The sequence below is a fragment of the Massilia arenae genome (assembly GCF_008014745.1).
GTDB lineage: Bacteria > Pseudomonadota > Gammaproteobacteria > Burkholderiales > Burkholderiaceae_D > Telluria > Telluria arenae.
Window position 1 is genome coordinate 1 of the sequence record NZ_VPFD01000031.1, and the last position, 21,043, is coordinate 21,043.

Below are 21,043 nucleotides of genomic sequence, written 5' to 3' on the forward strand. Positions count from 1 at the left end.
GGCACGGACTCGAACGCTTCGGAAGCATAACGCAAGGCTGGAAGCTTGCACAGATGTGGGCTTAGCCTAGCGCGAAGGCGGGAACCCAAGTCACTCAGCCCACCACCAACCCAATTACTGCAGCGGCTGGCTACGGAAGTGGTCGCCTTCGTCGCTGTCGTCCATCTCATGATGATGACCGCCAGCGCCATGCACGTGGCCGTGCTGGATTTCCTCGGCGGTGGCCGCGCGCACGTCGATCACCGACAGATCGAAGCGCAGCGCCATGCCGGCCAGCGGGTGGTTGCCGTCCAGGACCACCTTGTCTTCGGCGATCTCGGTCACGGTGAAGATCACTGGCTCGTCGTCGCCGCCTTCAGCCACGCCTTCGAACTGCATGCCGACTTCGATCGGCTCAGGCAGGCGGGCGCGCTCTTCGACCTTGACCAGCTCTGGCTCGTAGTCGCCAAACGCGTCGTCCGGTTCTACCTGGATCGTTGACGAATAGCCGACTTCCTTGCCGTCGAGCTCTTCTTCGATCTTCGGCAGGGTATTTTCGTAGCCGCCGTGCAGGTAAACCATTGGCTGCACGCCTTCTTCGATGAGGTTGTTCTGGGCATCCGACAGCTTGTAGTTAACCGTCACGACTGTGTCTTTGGCAATCTTCATCGCACATCCTTTCGTAGTAAGGCTCGGATTATACCCCCGATGGGTTCCGTCACTTGTCCGGCTGGTTATAATGACGCATGAAAAAATTACCGCTTCTCGGGAATATCACTCCCGCCGAGTTTCTGCGCGATTATTGGCACAAGAAACCGCTCCTGATCCGTGGCGCGATCCCCGGCTTCAAACCCCTGCTCAAATTCGAGAAACTGGCCGAGATGGCGCGCCAGAATCACGTCGAAGCGCGCCTGGTCACCCAGAAGGACGGCAACTGGGACATGCAGCACGGCCCCCTGGCCGAACTCCCGGCCCGCACCGAACCTAACTGGACGATGCTGGTGCAGGGCGTGAACCTGTACGACGAGCGCGCCGACGAGCTGCTGCGCCAGTTCCGCTTCGTGCCCGATGCCCGCCTGGACGACTTGATGATCAGCTTCGCCACCGATGGCGCCGGCGTCGGTCCCCACTACGATTCCTATGACGTGTTCCTGTTGCAGGCCCACGGCAAGCGCCGCTGGAAGATCGGTTCGCAGCAAGACCTGACCCTGGTCGAAGGCTTGCCGCTCAAAATCCTGGCCAATTTCAAGCCCGAAGAAGAATTCGTGCTCGAACCGGGCGATATGCTGTACCTGCCGCCGCATTATGCCCACGACGGCATTGCCGAAGGCGAATGCATGACCTATTCGATCGGCTTCCGCTCCCCTTCGTTCCAGGAATTAGGAGAAGCCTTCCTGCAATTCATGGCCGACTCCATCGATTTGCCTGGCCGTTATGGCGATCCGGAACTGAAGCCGGCCAAGAACCCGGCCGAGATTCCACGCGATATGCTCGACACCGTCACCGAAGAATTGAACAAGGTGCGTTGGGACGAGGAAGACGTGACCGTGTTTCTGGGCGAGCATATGTCCGAGCCGAAGCACAATGTGTTCTTCACCGGTCCGGCGAAACCATTGACCGTGGGCCGCTTCATGGAGACCGCGGCCAAGCGCGGCATCAAGCTGTCGAGCAAGACCCTGATGCTGTACCGCGGCAAGCACGTCTTCATCAACGGCGAATCGTTCGCCGTCGGCCGCGCCGACAAGGCGGTGCTGGACGTGCTGGCCAACGAGCGCCGCATCGCTGGCGCCGTGCTCGACAAAGCCACCGACGACGTGCTCGAAGCCCTGTACACCTGGTACCAGGACGGCTGGGTCGAGCTGGGCTGAGGGACGGGGTGTCGATGAGCGAACCACGCACGATTGCCTTCGACACCCGCCTCGACTGCGAGGCGCACTTTCACGCGTGCATCGAAGCGGCGCAAAGCACCCTGGCCGTCTTCGATCCGGATGTCGCGGTCTTTCCACTCGGCAGCACCAGCATCGACACCGCGCTGCGGGCATTTCTTGCCCGTGACGGCCGGCTGCGCCTGGCGCTGCACGATCCGTCCCACGTCGAGCGCCACTATCCGCGCTTCCTGCGCCTGCTGCGCGACTACGGCCACCTGTGCGAATGCCGGCAAACCCCACGCAGCCTGCGCCAGCTTACCGATTCCTTCTGTATCGGCGACGACCGGCACATCGTGCGCCGCTTCCACAGCGACCACATGCGCGGTGAGGCGAGCTTCGACAATCCAGCCGCCTGCGAACTGTCGCAGCACCGTTTCGATGCAGTTTGGCAAGAGTCACATCTCGCATTGCAAATGTCCAGGACGGGTTTATGAGCGGGCGCAATAATTGCCTGAAAAACGCCAGATAGTTACATAGCGTGATGTTTCTTAGCCACGTTGCATCTTGTAACAATATGAAGCTTATTCATCCGCAAATTTCTTTCGTTACGGCATGTGTTCGCTATTGCGAAACTGTAAAATTGTCTATAATATCAATCAGGAAGGTTCCGTTGCGTCTATGGCGTTAACGCTATTTGTGAAAGCACGAGAATTCCACAGAGAAATAATTACCGGTAATTATTAATCGCAACAAGTGTTCGACTCTTGTAAATACTAAGGAAAAATCATGAAAAAAACCCTGCTGATCGCCTCCCTGTTCGCTGTTACCCTGGCTGCTTGCGCTAAGAAAGAAGAAGCTCCAGTCGCACCAGCTGCTACCGAAACCCCAGCAGCTGTCGCACCAGCTGACGCAACCGCTACCCCAGCTGCTGACGCAACCGCACCAGCTGCTGCTGACGCTGCTGCCGCTGACGCTGCTGCTGCTGCTACCACCGCAACCGACGCAGCTGCTGCTGCTCAAGGTTCGGCTGAGCAAGCTGCTGACGCTGCTGCTACCACCAAGTAATTCCTTACTTCGGTAAGAAAGACCGGCCTGCGGGCCGGTTTTTTTACGTCTGTACCTTTTATGGCGCGCGCAAACAGCTAGCTAATGCGCTACCGCTAGCCCAAAAAAAGTCGTCCCCGCGCAGGCGGGGACCCAAGTACTACCGGCGCTATCGAAACGCTGGCAAACTTAGGTCCCCGCCTGCGCGGGGACGACGTGTTGAAGCCGGTGGCCGGCTCCAGGATTACTTCAGCTCGGTATGCAGCAGGCTCAGGATCTTGCCCGCGGTCGGCGAGGTGTCCGCCTGGCCTTCGTTGTTCTGCACCGTGACCTTGCTGACGTTGGCTCCCTGCTCGGTCTTGACCAGCACGCGGTAGCGCTGGGCTTCCTTGAGCTCGTCTTCCGACTTGCCGCCCCACGAGAACAGGCGCTTGAAGAAGCCTTCCTTCTGGTCGGCCGCGTCCGGATCGACGTAGCGCACGAAGTAGACGCCCTGCACGCGGTCGCGGTCCTCGACGGTGAAGCCGACGCGGTCCAGCGCCAGGCCGACACGGCGCCAGGCGCGGTCGAAGCCTTCGTCGACCTCGACCGTGTCGCCCACCAGCTTGGCGTGCTGCGGCGCCACCGGTGCATTGGCGACCGTCGCTTCGGCCGTCGCCACTTCCTTGGTGCCGGTCAGCATCGCGACCATGCGGCCCAGGAATTGCGATTCCAGGCCAGGATCGTTGGGACGCGAGGTCCAGGTGGTGGTTTCGCTCTGCGGGCCGGTCAGGACTTCCTCGGCGCCGCGGTGGCTGACCCAGATCTCGGTCGAGCCGTCCGGCAGGCGCTCGAGGCGGGTGCGGAACTTGTCGCGCTCGCCGGTCGAGTAGGCGCGGTCGAACACGCGGCCAATCGCGTTGCGGATGAAGTCTTGCGGGATCTTCGAACGGTTCTCGACCCAGGCGGTTTCCATGGTGCCGGTCGTGGCCGACTCGGTCTCGACGGCGAAGCCCTGCTCTTCCCAGAACTGGCGCAGCTGCGGCCACAGTTGTTCCGGGGTCTGCTTGACCACCAGCCAGCGCTGGTCGCCGTTGCGCTGCACGCTGATCGCGTCGCTCGAGATCGGTCCGATCTGCTGGTTGCTCGCCGCGACGCCCGGGACGAAGCCGCCGCCCGTGCCGGCGGCAGCGGCCGCCGCCTGGCCCGACGCGGTGGCGACGCCACGGCCGTCAGGGATGGCGTAGCGATTGTCGCGCTGCAGCTTGGTCAGATCGGGCGGCACGTCCAGCGGCGCGGCTTTCTTGGCGCCCTTGTAATCGACCTTGTCGCCTTCAAAGATGGTGGTGCAGGCCGCCAGGCTGAAAGCGAGCGCGGTCAGCGTCAGCACGCGTGCGGCAGCAGGAGCAGAAGCCAGTGGCGAGAAATTGGAACGCGCGGAGTTGAATGCCGAGTACTTGCTTTTAGTCATGTCGTTCGATATCAGGTCAGGAACCCGAACCCTTGCGGGTCCGGGATTAGGAATGAACGCCGGCTTCCACCAGGGCGGCGCGCACGGTCTCGTGGTACTGGGCGGACAGCGGCGCGAGCGGAAGGCGCAGGCCGGCGGGCATCTTGCCCATTTCGGCCAGCGCCCACTTCACCGGCACCGGGTTCGGTTCGACGAACAGCTTGCCATGCAGGCCGAGCACGCGGTTGTTGATCTCGACCGCACGGGCGACGTCGCCTGCCATCGCGGCCACGCACAGTTCGTGCATCGCGCGCGGGGCGACGTTGGCCGTCACCGAGATATTGCCGGCGCCGCCGCAGAACATCAGGGTCATCGCGCTCGGATCGTCGCCCGAATAGACGGCGAACGATTTATCGACCATCTTGAGCAGTTCGATGCCGCGGCCGATATTGCCGGTGGCGTCCTTGATGCCCACGATATTCTCGATCGGCGCCAGGCGCGCGACGGTCTCGTTGGCCATGTCGGCCACGGTACGGCCCGGCACGTTATACAGGATGATCGGCAGGTCCACGCTTTCCGCGATGGTGCGGAAATGGCGGTACATGCCCTCTTGCGTCGGACGGTTGTAATAAGGAACAACCTGCAGCGAGGCGTCGGCGCCGCATTCCTTCGCGTGGCGGGTCAGCGCGATCGCTTCCGCGGTCGAGTTGCCGCCGGTGCCGGCGATGACCGGGATGCGGCCGGCGACGTGATCGACGGCCAGCTTGACGAGTTCGCAATGCTCTTCCGGCGACACGGTGGCGGATTCGCCCGTCGTGCCCACGATGACGATCGCGTCGGTGCCTTCCGCGACGTGCCAGTCGATCAGCTTGCGCAAGGAATCGCGGTCAAGGCTGCCGTCTTCGAACATCGGAGTGACGAGTGCTACGATACTGCCCTTAATCATAATCTTGGCCGTGCCATTCATTAAAAAATCTGATTGTAGCGGATAGCCCGCCGCTATGGTTCATTCCTGACCACAATATGGTCGAGCCGGGCCTCGGTTTTGGCAAATGCCGGACCGGCCGCGCACAGGCGCTGCACCTGGGCCGGATGCGGACGTTCCACATGGCCGTCCTCGTAGGCCAGCACCTGCAAGCCACCGTCTTGCGCCAGCCCCAGCAGTTCGCCAGGCGCCAGCAGGAAGGCAGGATTGGATGGTTTGCCGTAGATCTGGTTCCCCTGCGCGAAAGTTTCGTAGATCAGGATGCCGTCCGGCCGCAGGCTGGCCGCAAGAAAGGCGAACAGGGGCCGGTGCAGGTAATTGGTGACCACGATCGCCGAAAAACGCCCCGCCTCGAAGGGCCAGGGCGAACCGTCGGCCTCGAGGTCGTAAGCCATCGTCGTGACGTTCTCGCCCGCGCTGGCGGCCAGCGCCTCGGGTTTAAGGTCCAGCGCCAGCACCTGCAGGCCGCGCGCCGCCAGCAGGCGCGTGTGGCGGCCGTTGCCGCAAGCCAAGTCGAGCGCCTCGCCCGGCGGCGCCAGGGAAACGAAGCGTTCCACCCATGGCGACGGCGGCAGAGTCTGCATATTCACACGCGGCGCGTCTGGCATGGCGTCAGAACAGCACGGAGGTGAACGGCAGGACCATCAGGTCCACGATCCAGCGGCCCAGCTGCATTACCGGCACCACCCAGTAGCCCACCAGTTGCAGGAACACCAGGCCCAGCACGACGAAGAAGCCGTAGGGCTCGATGCGGGCGAATTTCCAGGCCAGGCTGTTGGGCAGCATGCTGGTCAAGACCCGGCCACCGTCCAGCGGCGGGATCGGCAGCAGGTTGAAGGCCATGATCAACAGGTTCGTCAGGATGCCGGCCTCGGCCATGCGGCGTGGGAAGGCCTCGTTGACGCCGAAGAACACCAGCAGCGCCGCGAACAGCAGCCAAAACGCAGCCATGATCAGGTTGGCGATGGGACCGGCCAGCGCGACCCAGGCCATGTCGCGTTTCGGATTGCGCAGGCGGCCGAAGTCGACCGGCACCGGCTTGGCGTAGCCGAACACGAAGGGCGTGAACAGATACATCATGATCGGAATCACGATGGTGCCCCAGATGTCGACGTGCACCAGCGGGTTCAGGCTCATGCGGCCCTGGGAATAAGCGGTGTTGTCACCGAAAAATTTGGCGGCGTGGGCGTGGGCGGCTTCGTGCAGGGTAATCGCAAAAAGGACGGGCAGCGCGTAGACGGCGATGTTGCGTATCGTTTCATCCATAAGAGGGATTCTATCAGAGGCCGGTACGCACTTGTCCTGTGGAATTCTTAAGGCGGCATCAGAGGCCGAAGGCTGCCGGATCGCCCCTGCCCTCGCGCACCAGTTCCGGTTCGGGGCCGGTGAGGTCGATGATGGTGGTCGCCTCCAGCAAGCCGGCGCCGCCGTCGATGATCAGCTCGATCTGTTTTTCCAGGCGCTCGCGCACTTCTTCCGGGTCGGACAGCATGTGGTCATCCCCCGGCAGTTGCAGGGTGGTGCCGATCAGCGGCTCGCCCAGTTCTTCGAGCAGCGCCAGCGTGATGCGGTTCTCGGGCACGCGCAGGCCGATCGTCTTGCGCGACGGGTGCGACAGGCGGCGCGGCAGTTCGCGCGTCGCCTCCAGGATCACCGTGTACGGGCCCGGCATCGTGGCCTTGAGCAGGCGATACTGCGTGTTATCGACGCGCGCGTATTGCGCGACCTCGGACAGGTCGCGCACGAGCAGCGTCAGGTGGTGCTTGTCGTCGATGCCGCGGATCCGGCGCAGCTTGTCGACCGCCGCCTTGTCGTCCAGGCGGCATACCAGCGCATACGCGGAATCGGTCGGCAAGGCGACGATGCCGCCGCTGCTGACGATCTGCGCCGCCTGCTTGATCAGGCGGGCCTGGGGATTCTCGGGGTGGATCTGGAAATATTGGCCCATCTAAACGTCCTTGATTGATTAACGCAGTTGCTGGAGCGCGGCGATGCGCTGTTCCATCGGCGGGTGGGTCGAGAACAGCGCGCCCCAGCCGCCGCCGCTACCGGAAATGCCCGACGCCGACATCGTCTTGGGCAGCGCGCCCGGCGCCAAACCGCCCAGGCGGGCCAGCGCATGCTGCATCGGTACCGGACTGCCCATCAGTTTCGCGGCGCCGGCGTCGGCGCGGAATTCGCGCTGGCGCGAGAACCAGGCAACGATGATCGAGGCCAGCAGGCCGAACAAAATTTCGAGCACAATCACGCTGGCAAAGTAGCCGATGCCGGGGCCCTCGCCCTCCTTACGGAACAATACCTTGTCGACGAAGAAACCGACCACACGCGCCAGGAACACGACGAAGGTATTCACCACGCCCTGGATCAGGGTCAGGGTGACCATGTCGCCATTGGCGATGTGCGCCACCTCATGGCCGAGGACGGCTTCGACCTCGTCCTGGTTCATGCTCTGCAGCAGGCCAGTCGAGACGGCGACCAGCGCCGAGTTCTTGAACGCGCCCGTAGCGAACGCGTTCGGCTCGCCCTCATACACGGCGACTTCGGGCATGCCGATGCCGGCGCGCTCGGACAGGCGGCGCACGGTCTGCACCAGCCATTGCTCGGTAGAGTTGGCCGGCTGCTCGATGACGCGCGCACCGGTCGACCACTTGGCCATCGGTTTACTCATCAGGAGCGAGATGATGGCGCCGGTGAAACCGATCACCACTGACAACACGGCCAGTTCGCCGACATTGATGCCCTGTGCCGAGACACCCCGGCCCAGGCCGAACAGATTCATCACCAGCGTCAGTACCAGCACGACGGCAAGGTTGGTGGCAAGGAACAGAACGACACGCTTCATGGCAGACATCTCCGCTAAGTTGATGGCAAGATGCCAAGATTGGGCTGGACCGCGCGAAATTCAAGGCCCAGCCATTATCGAACCGGGCCTTGACGCCTTACCTCTGCAGGAAAAAGCGCAGCATCTCGCGCGAGGCGTTGGGGCCGAGCGCATCGGTATGCGAACCGGCCGCATCACCGCCCGCCCAGGTGTGGCCCGCGCCGTGCACGATCCAGTGCTCCGCCATCGCCCGCCCTTCTTCGTCGCGCCAGGTGCGGTGAGTAGCGCGGCGCCCGCCCTGGGTGGATTCGGTCTCGCTCGCATGCAGCGGCGTGGCGCGCAAGCCGGCGTGGGCGCCGACAAATTGCTTCAGCACTGCCTCGCCATTGCCCTGATTGACCACGTGGTCGGCATCGCCATGGAAGACGATCACCGGCACCGCCTCGCGCAGGCTGCGCCCGCGGCCGGGCTTTTTCATGGCTTGCAGGCCCGTGATCATGTCGCGCGCGCTGCCCGCCGGCAAGCCGGAATGGACGCCGATCGCGGCGAACAGTTCCGGATACTCGGCGCCGAGCACCGCCGCCATCGCGCCGCCGGCCGACATGCCGGCCACGAACACCTGCGACGGCTCGGCATCGTATTCCCGCATCACCTCGCGTGTCATGCCCGCCAGGATTCCGGGTTCGCCCGCATCGCGCGCCTGGTGGCCCGGCTCGAACCAGTTCCAGCAATGTGAATGGTTGGCGCGGCCGTCCTGCTCGGGGTACAGCACCAGGAAGCCGAATTCTTCGGCCAGCGCGTTCATGCCGGTGCCGACCGCGAAATCGTCCGGGTTCTGGGTGCAGCCGTGCAGCATCACGACCAGCGGACGGCGGCCCTCGGCCGGTTTTGCGGGAATGTACAGCTTGTAGCGGCGGCTGCCCGCTTCGCCCGCGTGGCTACCGGCGATGAAGCGGCCGGGCGCTGCCTTCGCGGACGCCGATGGGCGCGCCGCAGGCCGGGGCGGGACGAAGCGCTTTCCCGCACTCCGGCTCCAGTCGGGCGCCGGGTTCAGGTCGACGAATTCCGGCTGGCGCGCAAACGCGCTGGCTGCGGGATGCGCCTGGGGAGTGGCCAGGCCGGCCTGCGCCAGTGCCTGCTGGATCACGGCGGTCGCGCCAGACATGTCCTTGCCGCGCACCATGCGCGCCGATTCCAGCATCTGGCCGATAAAACGATCGAGGTTTTTCATATCAATTCCCATAACGGGTGTAAATGCGGTCTGCCAGCGCCTGCCGGACCGCCGGGGCGGCAACGAAGGCGCCAAGCACATGGATCGAGGCGATCGCCTGCACGGCAAGCTCTACCGGCACGTCGTCTTCGATCACGGCCAGACCGAGCACATTAATTTCAAGCTGTTCCCCCTGAGCCACTACCTGCTCGAGTTCGCGCAGCGAATAACGGTGCAGGCCCATGACGTAGCGCTTGCGCACGACGGCCTGGCGGATCACGTCGGCATGCTGCTGCAACAGATTGCGAATCGCCGCACGGACGAGGTCGGTGCGATTGGAATAAAAGCCTTCGTCGACCAGAAGATCGACCTGGGCCAGGTCGACCAGGCCGACATTGACGGTGACCTTGTCGCTATCAGGCAGCCTTGCTTGGGACAATGCTCGCTTTACCATCTACTCATACTCCTATAATACTCCAATTGGAGTATATTATGCCGATAAGTGGTAACGCACAAGCTTTTCCAGCGGGATTGGAACCTATGGTCCATTTAGCAAAAGTTCCCGGAGCCGGCTGGCGCAGTGAGAGGTATCAAGCTCGCACCGTCTGCGCGCACGCGTGTATTGAAGTGCCTTGAACGCTCCATTAGGCTCTCCTTACCACGTCATTCCGGGGGCTCATCATGGACTGCAAGTCGACTGATCGCATTGCCTTCAAACAGCAGCTTTTTGCCCGTGAAGAACTCTCCCGGCGCTGGCCGGCACTGAACAAATACATCAGTTCCACGACCACGCTCGAAGCGGCCTATATCAATACGGAACAGCTGATTGGCAACCGCCTCGAGATCTCGCGTGGCACGGCCCAGGAGGCGCTCGACTTCTACAACAAGGTGGTGCAGGACGGCCGCTACATCGATCGCCTGCTGGAAGCGCCACAAGAAGTGGCGGAGAAACTGAAATTGCCGCTTTCCGAGGACGCCATCAAGCGGCTTGTCACGGTCAACGAATTACTTCCCCCTGGAGGCACGGTAATGAATATCGCCGTGGTGGCCATCGCAGTGGCCGTGACCGTCGTGATCGTCAAGGGCATCGATCCGCTGGAAGAACTCGTCATTGACCAGCGCGGCTTCGTGAGACTGTAGCGCATGGAGACATCGGCGCCGAACGTCGTGCTGGCCAGCCTGCCGTGGGCAACCTACGCCGAGCCCTCGCTGGGTCTGGCGACATTGAAGGCGGAACTGGACCGAGCGGGTATCGCTTGCCGGGTGCGCCACTTGAACCTGCGATTGCTGCGCTATGTCAGTGCGCAATCGTGTTCGATGCTGGCCACGTTCTGGGGCATCAATGAATTCCTGTTTACGGGACTACTCGACGGCGAACTGGACGACGAGCAAGCCGCATGTCTTGCCGAGCGCTGCGCCGTGCATGCGGCGACGGTCCAGCAAGACCGCTACCGCTCGACCGAAGCGCTGCTGCATCTTTGCCTCCACCTGCGCGACGACGTCATGCCGCGCTACCTGGCCGAGTGCGCCGACGACATCCTGGCCTTGCACCCCACGCTGGTGGGATTCACTTGCATGTTCGACCAGACCCTCGCGTCCGTTGCCCTGGCACGCCTGCTCAAGACCCGGCGCCCCGGCCTGCCCGTGGTCCTCGGTGGCTATGCGCTCGAAGGAATACCTGGCGATAACGTACTGCGCAGCTTCCCATGGATCGATGCCGTGGCGCGCGGGGACGGCGAACCGCAAATCGCCCGCCTGGCCTGGGCATCGGTGGGAAAGGACGACTTTGCCCGGATTCCCGGCATCCAGCTTCGCCCGGGGCCGGGAGCCATGCAAACGCCTGCCCCCAAGGGGCTGGCGGCTGAGCTTGACCGCAACCCGCCACCCGACTACACCGACTGGTTCGCCGACCTCGACGCCCTTCAGTCCGACGAAAGCATCACCGTCCACAGCAAGGTGCTGCCGGTGGAGGCGTCACGCGGTTGCTGGTGGGGCCAGCACAAGCACTGCGTTTTCTGCGGCATCGACGAAGACACCCTGCGTTATCGCGCCAAATCGCCGGGGCAGGTGCTGGCCATGCTGGACGCCATGCGCCAACGCCATGGCGATCGCATCTATCGCTTCTCGGACTATATCCTTCCGCGCCAGTACTACCACGACATGCTCGACCAGCTGGCGCAGACTTGCCCGCGGCTGCGCCTGATGGGCGAAATCAAGGCCAACCAGAGCGACGAGCGCCTGGGCCGTTTCGCGGCAGCGGGCTTCGTCGAACTCCAGCCTGGCATCGAATCGTTCTCGTCCGACGTGCTCAAGCTGATGGACAAGGGGGTGCGCGGCATTCATAACGTGCTGACCCTCAAATCCGGCTACCGGCACGGCATCCAGATCAATTACAACATCCTGTATGGTCTACCCGGCGAGCAGGCGACCTGGTATCGCGCCATGTTGCGTCAACTGCCCAAGCTATATCACCTGACGCCGCCAGTCAGCCGCACCGAAACCATCGTCACCCGCTTTGCCCCCTTGCAAGCTGACCCGACGCGCTTCGGCCTGTCGAGCAAGCCGCGCCATCATCGCTGCTACGACGTCATGTTTTCCCAAGCCTTCCAGGATGAACACGATTTTCGGCTGGACGACTATGCCTACTATTTCGCGCGCGGCTTCGACTACCCGCAAGACCTCGGGATTCTCTATCGGATGCTGGTGGAGCAGGTCGACCACTGGAAGGAGCAGCATCGGGAACGGGATGTCTATCTCTATTACGTCGATGACGGAGAAGCGCTGACCGTGCACGACAGCCGCTTCGGCGCCGAATGCATCAGGCGCTTCGACGGTCTCGAGCGGCGCCTGCTGCTCGCCTGCGATGACGCGACCCAGACGCTGGAGGCCATCGCGCTGGCATTGCCGGAATTTCACCGGAACGCCATCGCGCCTGCCGCCCAGCTGCTGGCAGACGAGTATCGCCTGCTTTGGCGCGAAGGCGAACACTATCTATCCCTGGCGCTGCCCCAGGAAGTCTGGCAGCGCCATCAGGCGAGCAACTGGCCAAAGAGCTGGACCGCGAACTACTGCTAGCCGTCGCTACCGATGCATGCCCGCGCCCGCGCCGTCGCAGCAGGCGAAGGCGCCCACCTCAGTTCCTGACGATGCGCGAGGATGCCGGGGTGTGGATCTTCTTGAACTGCAGCCCCCGGGCTTCGTCGCCAATGATCTGGAAGCCGGTCACCTCTTGATTACTGCCGCGCTCGAACCTGAGCCCGCCCATGAACGGCTTGTTGCCCGAAAACCTGTTGGCGTCGAGCGGCTTGAAGTCGACCTGGCCGACGCGCAGATTGCGTGCGCTGAGCCCCCCTTTGCTGACCGTGAAAACATAGGAAGCATTGAGCTCTTCGTTATGGAAGGTGCCTGCGAACTGCTCCAGTTCCCGATCGGTGTACGACACGGGCTTGTAGGATTCGAACACCACCGGGTCGCTCGCCCCCATGCTGTAGTGCATTTCCGGTCCCTGCTTGCCATCGACGAACTCGACGAAATAATGGTCGTCGCCCTCGATCTTCAGCTGGAATCTCGCGCCGCCCAGGGGAATCAGTTCACGCCCCGGCGCTCCGCCTGCCCGGCCGTAATACAGGACGTCGTCCTTGACGTAGATAACAGCAGGAACCGCCCGGACTGCGGTCCAGTAATTGCCCGCGTATTGCGCGAGCTGGGCCGGCGCGACCTTCACGCGCCCGATGCGCGAATAGTCGATCGTCAGAGGCTCGAGAAACTGTTTTTCGAGCAGGACGGACGCCAGCCGCATGCCATAACTTCCGCTGTAGTCCAGCCCCGAGCTCAGTACGACGACCGAAACATCGTGATCGGGAAAGCTGAACACCGAACTCGCGTAGCCGCCAACGCCGCCGATCTGGTATTTCTTCGAGATACCTCTCTCCTGGCCCGCATGCTGCTGGCCGTAGGTCGAGACCCTGGCGATATCGCGGATGACCACCCCGCTATCGAGCTTGATCGGCTGGTTCAGCTTGTCGGCCAGGGCCTGATTGCCGGGCGCGGGCGCTGCCAGGCTGGCGCGCCAGAGCGACAGATCGCGTATCGAGGAATACAGATTGACCAGGCCGGGGGTGTTGCGTCCGCCCACATCGTGTTTGTAGACGCCATCTCCCGCACTCCGGTAAGGAACCGCCCTGTTGGCCATGAACTGGGCGTCGTCAACCACGAACCGCGTGTTCGCCATGCCCAAGGGCGTAAAGATATTCTTCTTGCTAAAGACATCGAAGGACTCTCCGGAAACGACTTCGACGATCCTGGCCAACAGGATGAACCTGCTGTCACCGCCTGGCGAGAATTCTTCGCCTGGTTTGAAATTCAATGTCTTCTGGCTCTTGATCAGGTCAAGAACGGCTGCGTTCTGCCCGGGCCCGCTCGCCTCCCACCCTGCCAGGGCTTGCAAGACCTTGTAGCCGGCGACCCCGTCGGTCGAGCTCAGCAGGTGATTGACGGTGATTTTTTCGCCAAGGTCGGGCAGCTCGGGCAGATACTTTCTGATGTCGTCGCTCAGCTTGATCTTGCCCTGGCTTTCCAGCATCAGGGCAGAATAGGCAATGAATTCCCATGCGAGCGTATCGATCTGGAAGCTGGTATCGACAGTTGCCGGAATACCGTGCTCCAGATTGGCATGGCCATAGGCCTTCTGGTACACCAGCTCCCGGTTCTTGAACATGGCCACCGCGAGCGCCGGCCGGGGAACACTGAAGTCGCTGAACACCGCATCGAATTTCTGCATGGTGGCGGCGTCGATGCTGTTGCTGGCATGCGCCGGCAGCGACAGCGGTGCGAGACATGCCAGCACAAAACGCATTGCCATGAGACCGTGATTCTTCATATGGATCGATTCCTGTGTTTATTGTAGTGACCAGCCTGTTTCAGCTGGCTGCAAACGATGTGCGGGGATTCGCCGCTCAGGTTTTCCTCTGGATTGCCTTGATCACTTCCTGGGCGACCGACACGGTCGCCGAAGGGTCCTGTCCGGTAATGATGTTGCCGTCGACAATGTAGAAATTCGCCGCCCATTTTTTTGAATACTCAAAATTCCCGCCCTGCCGGCTGACTTCCTTGTCGATCGAAAATGGGAAGGTCTTGTAGTAATCGGCCTTTGTGTTTTCGAACAAATCGGGAAAGCCGGTGATGTTTCGGCCGGCCAGCAGCGAGCTGCCATCGATGTTTTTCAAGTTGACGATGCCCGCAGTGCCATGACAGATGGCCGACACCACGCCACCACTGCGGTAGATTGCAGTGGCAATTTCTTGAATGTCCTTGTTGTCGGCCACCCCGAACATGGCGGATCCGCCACCGCTGTAATAGACCGCCCTGTAGTCGCCGGCCCTGACTTGCCGTGGATGACGGGTATTCTTGAGAAGACTCATGAATTGCGCGTCATACAAGTGCGCTTTTTGGATTTCATTTGCCGTGTCAATATAATTTAGTGGAATAGCCCCTCCTTCCGGACTCACCACATCCACCACATAGCCGTTCTTCCGAAACACATCATAGGCAATCACAATTTCTTCGAAATGATTGGCGGCGCTGATACTGGTATTTCCATACGTATGCTGGTTTGACGTGACGATCAGGATTTTCTGCCCTTGCCCGGACGCAGCGTTAGTGTCCGGGGATACCGGCGATGCGAATGCGCACTCAGGCTGGAATAGCAGGAGATAAAGCGCCATTAATATCTGAAAGAAGAAAGGTCGACACATACATTCACCTGAAAATGTAGAAATACCTGTTACCGAAGGTAGATACGGTTGCCCGGCCGCGCACCCGCCCGGATCGGTTGTCCGGGAGCGATACGCGGCGTCGGTAGCCAATATAGGATTGCCGCCTGGCGCCGAGTTCATGAACCATGATTTCGGACTCCGGATACATGATTCCGCAGCCGCAGGCACGCGCAGCGCCGCGGCTCACCCGGGGCGGGAGCAAGAAACGATCGGGGGGAGAGGTTGCCGCAGCTTGGGCTGGGTGGCGTATTTCCAGGGCCCGGACAGCGGCCCGGAAAGGCTACGACGCGGCGTACCCACGGTGCGATCCGTACAGGATGGAAGTGAAGCAGATGCACGGGCGGCGCGATAGCTCGCCGGCGTCTGTCCGGTGGTCTTTTTGAATGCAGCGAAGAAGGTGGAGGTCGAATTAAAACCGCTGCACTCGGCAACGAGTCCCATATTCATGCGAGATTCACTGATCAACAAGTCCTGGGCATGCTGGATGCGGAACTCATTGATATACAGATTAAAACTTTTACCCAGATTCTCGTTGATTACCTGGGACACCGTGGTTTGCAGATTCCCGACCTTTTTTGCCAGCAACGCCAGGCTCAGATTGGGATTCAGGTAGAGCTGCTGTTCACGCATCACCCGGTTCAGCGATTCGATCAGCTCGCCAGCATCCTGGCCAGTCAATTTGCGATTCTGGTATTTTTCTTTCTTGGCGACCTCGGCCTTCGCTCCATGGTGCACGATCCAGGACAAGATCGCGACGTGTACCGAGAAGGTGAATGACAAGGCGCCGACAATATACGAGGTCAGTGGCGTAGTCACATACGCGGCCAGCAGCAGGAAACTACCGGAATATACGCTCAACAACAATATATTGCCGCGGATAAGCTTGCCGTCCGCATCGCGCAACACCGCACGCGATTGCCACAGCTTCTTCCCCGCCAATAGCAGATACGCAAACCAATACCCATGGATGCCGCAGACATAGTAAAACCATGCGTTTGGATACTGGGAATACGGGAAATTCACCGCGATCAGGATGATGCAGGATGCCGACAGGAGATGCCAGCGCCAGCGATCGTTTGCGGCGCTGGCCTTCAGATCGGCCAGGTGACTATCTACGTAAAGATAGGTCAAGGGCCCGATCAGCAGGCAGGCCGCCAGTCCGATCTGCAGAAACTCGATGGCGAGATCGGGATTGAAGTAATAGAACGTCGATTTGACTGTGCGAAAACCGACCGAGATCAACAAGGCGCCCAGCATGGCATGCGTGAGGCGGTTGCTGCGGCGAGTAAAAAAATACAGCGCCAGGAATACGCCATTGACCCCACCAAGGACGCTGAACAAAAAGAGTAACTGGCTCGACATCACTCAGGTCGCCCGTGGATTTATCGACGGTGGAGCAGGATCAGAACCAGTCATGCCACACCGGCGTCACGTTCGACGGCAGCGGCGGCAATTCAGCGAACTCGACCCTCGCCTCTCCCGGCGCGTGGAAATCGGTGCCGCGCGAGGCCAAGAAGCCATAACGCCGCGCCAGCTCGGCATAGATCCCGTACTGGTCGGGCGTATGGCTGCCGGTGACGACCTCGATGGTCTTGCCGCCCAGCTGGCGGAACTCATCGAACAGGACGCCTTGCGCCGTGTCGCTGAAACGGTAGCGGCCCGGATGGGCAATGACGGGGATGCCGCCCGCGCCGCGGATCCAGCCCATCGCCTCGGCCAGCGTGGCCCAGCGGTGCGGCACATAGCCGGGCCGGCCTTCGGTGAGGAAACGGCGGAATACTTCGGAGGTGGTGTCGCACACGCCGATCTCGCACAGGAAGCGCGCGAAATGGGTGCGCGACATCAGGTCGGGATTGGCGACGTAGCGCAGTGCGCCCTCATAGGCGCCGGGAATGCCGGCCTGCTCCAGTTGGGCCGCCATTTCGCGCGCGCGCTGCTCGCGGCCGTTGCGGGTCGCGGCCAGGCCGGCGATCAGGGCCGGATTGTCTTCGTCGACCTGCAGGCCGACCACGTGCACGGTCTCGTTGGCCCAGGTGACCGAGATCTCGACCCCGGCCACGAAGCGCATGCCCAGTTCTCCCGCCGCCTTGCGCGCGGCCTTGATGCCGCCGACCTCGTCGTGGTCAGTGAGCGCCCACACGTCGACCCCGCCCTTGCGTGCGTAGGCAGCCACGTCGGAAGGAGCGAGTACGCCGTCGGAGACGGTGGAATGGCAGTGCAGGTCGACTTTCAGCATGGGGCGAATGTGGTATCTGGAACGACACATTGTACGCGCATTTAGCTGCCCGCTATCGCGGTTCGAGCCCCACTCCCAGCCGCTCGGCGAACGCACGGAATGCCGGCGTCGCGAAGCCATCCCGCCACACCAGGCAGGTATCGAGACGGCCCAATGGCAGGGTCTTCAACGAAGCCGGCGCACCGCCCAGCGCCAGCACGCTGGCCGGCAACACCGTCAAGCAGGCGCCGGCGGCCACGCAGGCGATCATCGCGTGATAGGAGTTCATTTCCTGCACCCGCCAGGCCGGGTCGCCGGCGATGCCCAGTCGGTCTTCCGCCAGGCTGCGATAGGTGCAGCCCGGCGGGAATGCGGCCAGCGAGCGCGCCCTCACCTGCCGCGCGTCCTCGACTTCAGATTCGCCGGGCGGCAGCAGCAATAGCAGCTCTTCGACCCAGACCGGCATCGATTGCAGCCCCATCTCGATGAGCTCAGCACCATCGTCCGGCCAGGCGGCAAAGGCGCAGTCGAGCGCACCGGTCCTCACCTGCTCGACGATCTGACGCGACGGGCCGGTGCGCAAGACCAGCCGCGTGGCCGGATGGTCGACGTGGAAAGCCGCCAGCACGCCCGGCAGCCGGCTGGCCGCCGTACTCTCCATGCTGCCGATCCGCAGCACGCCGCCCGAGGCGCCATTCGACACGACTTGCCGCGCCTCGTCTTCCAGCGCCAGCAGCCGTTCAGCGTAGACGAGGAACTGCTCGCCCGTCGGCGACAACGCGATGCGCTTGGCCGTCCGCACGAATAGTCCAGCGCCAAGGTCCGCCTCGAGTTGCTGGATGCGGGTCGTCACATTCGACGGCGCCCGCCCCAGCCGCGCCGCGGCCTGCGTGATGCTCAGCTCCGCCGCCACGGCGCAAAAAATGCGCAAAGATTCAGTTTCCATATATCTTTTGTCAAAACAGAATGATACCATCACTTGATTCTCAAATTGAGAATAAAAGTCAAACGAAAGGAGCCGCCATGCAACCGTCCCATCCATTCTTTTCTCAGCTGTCCGTCGCGCATCCGATCATCCAGGCGCCGATGGCTGGCGTAGGCACGCCGCGCTTGGCGGCGGCGGTATCCAATGCCGGCGCGCTGGGTTCGCTGGGGATCGGTGCGAGCACGGCCGCGCAGGCGCGCGCGACGATCGAGGAAACGCGGGCGCTGACGGGGAAGGCGATCAATGTGAACGTGTTCTGCCACGCGCCGGCCCAGCGCGATGCCGCGCGCGAGTCGGCCTGGCTGGGCCACCTGGCGCCGCTGTTCGCGGACGCCGGCGCGGCGCCGCCCTCCTCGCTCGATGAAATCTACCGCAGCTTCAACGATGACGAAGAGTCGTTCCGGATGCTGCTCGACCTGCGCCCGCAAGTCGTCAGCTTCCACTTCGGCCTGCCCTCGGGCGAACGCCTGGCGGCGCTGCGCGCAGCCGGCATCCGCACCATGGCCACCGCCACCAACCTGGATGAAGCGCTGACCATAGAACGGGCGGGAATCGACGCGATCGTGGCGCAAGGCATCGAAGCCGGAGGCCACCGAGGCATGTTCGACCTCGATGCGACCGACGAACGGCTGAGCATGGCGGTGCTGGTGCGCCTGCTGGTCAAACGGACGGGGCTGCCGGTGATCGCCGCCGGCGGCATCATGGACGGCGCCGGCATCAAGGCGGCGCTGGACCTCGGCGCGGCGGGAGCGCAGCTCGGCACCGCCTTCATCCTGACGCCCGAATCGGCGGCCAACGACGCCTATCGCGCCAACCTCCAAAGCGAACGCGCAGCCACCACCGCCCTGACCGCGGCGATCTCGGGACGGCCGGCGCGCGGCATCGTCAATCGCCTGGTGCGCCATGGCGCGTCCGGCGTCCCGGCCGCCTACCCGGTGGCCTATGACGCGGCCAAGCAGTTGCACGCGGCGGCGGCGAAGGCGGGCAACCATGAATATGCGGCGCACTGGGCCGGGCAAGGGGCGCCGCTCGCGCGGGCCATGCCGGCGGCGGAACTGGTGGAGACGCTGGTGCGTGAACTCAATGCCAGCGGCGACGCCGCCTGATGCCGGCCAGCCTGCCCTCGCCCTTCACCTGATGGGCGAGCTGCAGCGCTACCGCGCGCAAGGCGGGCCGGTCGGCCCGGTGGCGCAGCGCTTCGTGCTGGCGATCGACGCGGCGGACGACGTCGGGATCGCCCCGGACGTCATGGCCCGGCTCGCGATGCTGGCGCAGGCGCCGGAAGCGCTGGACGACGCCGAGCTGCGCTGGGTGCGCAATCAGCTGCCGGAAATCGTGCGCCAGGTTGCCCTGGTCAGTCCGGCACCAGCATGGAACGGATCGTCCCCTGCTTCGCCAGCACGTAGTCATGCCCCGCCAGCACCAGGTTCGTGGTCGGCTGGATCACCTTGACGTTGATGAAGATGGTATCGCGCGTCTCGGCATACGAACCCACGACCACCGCCTGCGCGTTGTGCGTGCCGGCCACTTCGCCCAGCTCGCGGGTGAGCATCAGCTCGCCCTGGTTGCGCTTCAGGTAGACGCTGTTGCGCAGCTTCATTTCCAGCACCGGCAGGCCGCCCTGGGCCAGGCGGGTGGCGATCTGCTCGGACACCACGCGGCCCAGCATCGAGCTATGTTCGAGGGCGTCGATATTGACGAGGGTGGCCATGATCAGTGGCTGGTCGCCGGTCAGCTTGCCAGCCAGCTGGGCCTGCAAGGCGTCGGCCGCACGGTAGTTGGCGGCGACGAAATCGTTCGCGCTCACCGACGTGTAGTTGGGTTGCTCGACCAGCGCGCAGCCGCCCAGCAGCAAGGACAGGCCCAGCGCGGCCGCCGATAGTTTCAATGTGCGCATGTTCAGCTCAATGGTCCTTGACCGCGAAGGTCTTCGATGTCGGCACCGGCGCGGCCAGGGCGGCGTCGTACAGCGCCAGGTCCTCGTCGCTGGTGTAGTAGACCGAGGTGTTGCGCGCGTAATAGCGCTGCTCGTCGGCGACCGAGACGGTCACGATCATTTCGGTCTTCGGCGTATCGCCCGGCGCGAACTGGGCGGTGAACCAGCGATGCGCGTCGAAGCCATAGACGCCGGCCGTGAGCAGCCACTCGGGGCTGTGCTGGATGCTGGTCAGGACCCAGGCGCCGCTGGCCAGCGCCGTCGGCAGCCCGGCATAGCGGTACTGCGGACGGTCGGCCGAGAAGGCGACCACTTGCGTGTCGAGCTCGATCTTGAGCGCTCCCGGCACCGGATTCTTGACGATCACGAAACCATCGTTGACCAGGGCCGTGACCAGGTGCGACTTCACGCCCGTGCTGAAGATCGACGGTTGCAGCGGATCCACGTACAGGGAGCGGCTCGGCGCCGTCTTCAGGGTTGGGCCCAGCTCGGTCGCCATATGGCGCGCGATCACGCCCCAATGGGCCGCGGCCTGGAGCTTGGGCTGCTGCGTGCTGGCGAAATTGGTGGCCACGGGGGCCGGGCTGTAGGGCATGGCGCAGCCTGCGAGCAGCAGGCCGGCGGCGAGCGCGCTGGCGCCTCGATAAGCCATCGTGAATCCTGTCGGTCTGTGGTGCGACCGGACTGGCGCACGCTCGGGGGCGACTGTATCACAGCAGTTTCCCTCAGGCAATTTATCTGTTAAGGATGAGGTGTGGATACAACGACAATGGCGCCCGCGGCGCCATGGATGACAC

General features: G+C 62.9%; 23 protein-coding genes. 7 read left to right on the forward strand and 16 right to left on the reverse strand.

Annotated features, from left to right (window positions below; translation table 11 throughout):
• Window positions 1-114: 114 nt before the first annotated feature.
• Window positions 115-648 (reverse strand): FKBP-type peptidyl-prolyl cis-trans isomerase, encoded by a 534-nt coding sequence (locus FVD38_RS22525; RefSeq protein ID WP_123069922.1) that lies wholly within the window; start codon window positions 646-648, stop codon window positions 115-117.
• Window positions 649-725: 77 nt separating this feature from the next.
• Between FVD38_RS22525 and FVD38_RS22530 the strand changes: the two genes are divergently transcribed.
• From FVD38_RS22530 to FVD38_RS22540, 3 genes are all read left to right on the forward strand, one after another.
• Window positions 726-1,847, forward strand: a complete 1,122-nt coding sequence (locus tag FVD38_RS22530; RefSeq protein WP_147936856.1) for a cupin domain-containing protein — start codon at window positions 726-728, stop codon at window positions 1,845-1,847.
• 14 nt (window positions 1,848-1,861) lie between these two features.
• Entirely contained in the window at window positions 1,862-2,341 is a 480-nt protein-coding gene (locus tag FVD38_RS22535) for a DUF7931 domain-containing protein (protein WP_147936857.1), read from the forward strand.
• A gap of 292 nt (window positions 2,342-2,633) precedes the next feature.
• Window positions 2,634-2,912, forward strand: a complete 279-nt coding sequence (locus tag FVD38_RS22540; protein WP_123069919.1) for a hypothetical protein — start codon at window positions 2,634-2,636, stop codon at window positions 2,910-2,912.
• A gap of 223 nt (window positions 2,913-3,135) precedes the next feature.
• On the opposite strand, the gene bamC is transcribed toward FVD38_RS22540, so the two are convergent.
• The 8 genes from bamC to FVD38_RS22580 form a co-directional block, all read right to left on the reverse strand.
• Complete coding sequence (bamC, locus tag FVD38_RS22545) at window positions 3,136-4,341, reverse strand: NlpB/DapX family lipoprotein (RefSeq protein ID WP_147936858.1); 1,206 nt, start codon at window positions 4,339-4,341, stop codon at window positions 3,136-3,138.
• 46 nt (window positions 4,342-4,387) lie between these two features.
• Entirely contained in the window at window positions 4,388-5,266 is an 879-nt protein-coding gene (dapA, locus tag FVD38_RS22550; protein ID WP_123069923.1) for a 4-hydroxy-tetrahydrodipicolinate synthase, read from the reverse strand.
• Window positions 5,267-5,319: 53 nt separating this feature from the next.
• Entirely contained in the window at window positions 5,320-5,889 is a 570-nt protein-coding gene (locus FVD38_RS22555; protein ID WP_370660655.1) for a class I SAM-dependent methyltransferase, read from the reverse strand.
• 28 nt (window positions 5,890-5,917) lie between these two features.
• Window positions 5,918-6,571, reverse strand: coding sequence for a site-2 protease family protein (locus tag FVD38_RS22560; RefSeq protein ID WP_147936860.1), 654 nt, complete (start codon window positions 6,569-6,571; stop codon window positions 5,918-5,920).
• A gap of 58 nt (window positions 6,572-6,629) precedes the next feature.
• The gene (locus FVD38_RS22565; protein ID WP_147936861.1) at window positions 6,630-7,253 is read right to left on the reverse strand and encodes an L-threonylcarbamoyladenylate synthase; all 624 of its coding nucleotides are present in this window, start codon (window positions 7,251-7,253) and stop codon (window positions 6,630-6,632) included.
• Window positions 7,254-7,271: 18 nt separating this feature from the next.
• The gene (gene htpX / locus FVD38_RS22570; RefSeq protein WP_147936862.1) at window positions 7,272-8,147 is read right to left on the reverse strand and encodes a protease HtpX; all 876 of its coding nucleotides are present in this window, start codon (window positions 8,145-8,147) and stop codon (window positions 7,272-7,274) included.
• 97 nt (window positions 8,148-8,244) lie between these two features.
• Window positions 8,245-9,357 carry an extracellular catalytic domain type 1 short-chain-length polyhydroxyalkanoate depolymerase gene (locus tag FVD38_RS22575; RefSeq protein ID WP_147936863.1) on the reverse strand — a complete coding sequence of 371 codons (1,113 nt, stop codon included), beginning with the start codon at window positions 9,355-9,357 and terminating at the stop codon, window positions 8,245-8,247.
• Between the two features lies 1 nt (window position 9,358).
• The gene (locus FVD38_RS22580) at window positions 9,359-9,790 is read right to left on the reverse strand and encodes a ribbon-helix-helix domain-containing protein (protein ID WP_123069912.1); all 432 of its coding nucleotides are present in this window, start codon (window positions 9,788-9,790) and stop codon (window positions 9,359-9,361) included.
• A gap of 227 nt (window positions 9,791-10,017) precedes the next feature.
• On the opposite strand from FVD38_RS22580, the gene FVD38_RS22585 reads away from it, so the two are divergent.
• On the forward strand, window positions 10,018-10,476 hold the full coding sequence (locus tag FVD38_RS22585; RefSeq protein ID WP_147936864.1) for a hypothetical protein: 459 nt from the start codon (window positions 10,018-10,020) through the stop codon (window positions 10,474-10,476).
• Window positions 10,477-10,479: 3 nt separating this feature from the next.
• Window positions 10,480-12,411, forward strand: coding sequence for a RiPP maturation radical SAM C-methyltransferase (locus FVD38_RS22590; RefSeq protein WP_147936865.1), 1,932 nt, complete (start codon window positions 10,480-10,482; stop codon window positions 12,409-12,411).
• 58 nt (window positions 12,412-12,469) lie between these two features.
• On the opposite strand, the gene FVD38_RS22595 is transcribed toward FVD38_RS22590, so the two are convergent.
• The 5 genes from FVD38_RS22595 to FVD38_RS22615 form a co-directional block, all read right to left on the reverse strand.
• Window positions 12,470-14,215, reverse strand: coding sequence for a serine hydrolase domain-containing protein (locus FVD38_RS22595; protein WP_147936866.1), 1,746 nt, complete (start codon window positions 14,213-14,215; stop codon window positions 12,470-12,472).
• Window positions 14,216-14,291: 76 nt separating this feature from the next.
• On the reverse strand, window positions 14,292-15,230 hold the full coding sequence (locus FVD38_RS22600) for a type 1 glutamine amidotransferase domain-containing protein (protein ID WP_147936867.1): 939 nt from the start codon (window positions 15,228-15,230) through the stop codon (window positions 14,292-14,294).
• A gap of 63 nt (window positions 15,231-15,293) precedes the next feature.
• Window positions 15,294-16,472 (reverse strand): helix-turn-helix domain-containing protein, encoded by a 1,179-nt coding sequence (locus FVD38_RS22605; protein ID WP_229493923.1) that lies wholly within the window; start codon window positions 16,470-16,472, stop codon window positions 15,294-15,296.
• A 40-nt stretch (window positions 16,473-16,512) separates the two neighbouring features.
• On the reverse strand, window positions 16,513-17,346 hold the full coding sequence (locus FVD38_RS22610; RefSeq protein WP_147936869.1) for a 3',5'-nucleoside bisphosphate phosphatase: 834 nt from the start codon (window positions 17,344-17,346) through the stop codon (window positions 16,513-16,515).
• A 52-nt stretch (window positions 17,347-17,398) separates the two neighbouring features.
• Window positions 17,399-18,271 (reverse strand): LysR substrate-binding domain-containing protein, encoded by an 873-nt coding sequence (locus tag FVD38_RS22615; RefSeq protein WP_187271679.1) that lies wholly within the window; start codon window positions 18,269-18,271, stop codon window positions 17,399-17,401.
• A 77-nt stretch (window positions 18,272-18,348) separates the two neighbouring features.
• On the opposite strand from FVD38_RS22615, the gene FVD38_RS22620 reads away from it, so the two are divergent.
• Both FVD38_RS22620 and FVD38_RS22625 read left to right on the forward strand, forming a co-directional pair.
• Window positions 18,349-19,416: an NAD(P)H-dependent flavin oxidoreductase gene (locus FVD38_RS22620; RefSeq protein ID WP_147936871.1), complete on the forward strand. Its 1,068-nt coding sequence runs from the start codon at window positions 18,349-18,351 to the stop codon at window positions 19,414-19,416.
• A complete protein-coding gene (locus FVD38_RS22625) occupies window positions 19,385-19,762 on the forward strand; it encodes a hypothetical protein (RefSeq protein WP_147936872.1) in 378 nt (125 codons plus the stop codon). Before FVD38_RS22620 ends, FVD38_RS22625 begins: the two co-directional genes overlap by 32 nt.
• On the opposite strand, the gene FVD38_RS22630 is transcribed toward FVD38_RS22625, so the two are convergent.
• On the reverse strand, window positions 19,665-20,207 hold the full coding sequence (locus FVD38_RS22630) for a FlgO family outer membrane protein (RefSeq protein ID WP_123069906.1): 543 nt from the start codon (window positions 20,205-20,207) through the stop codon (window positions 19,665-19,667). The two genes, FVD38_RS22625 and FVD38_RS22630, sit on opposite strands and share 98 nt — an antisense overlap.
• Before the next feature lie 7 nt (window positions 20,208-20,214).
• Window positions 20,215-20,898, reverse strand: coding sequence for a hypothetical protein (locus FVD38_RS22635; protein WP_147936873.1), 684 nt, complete (start codon window positions 20,896-20,898; stop codon window positions 20,215-20,217).
• Window positions 20,899-21,043 lie beyond the last annotated feature (145 nt).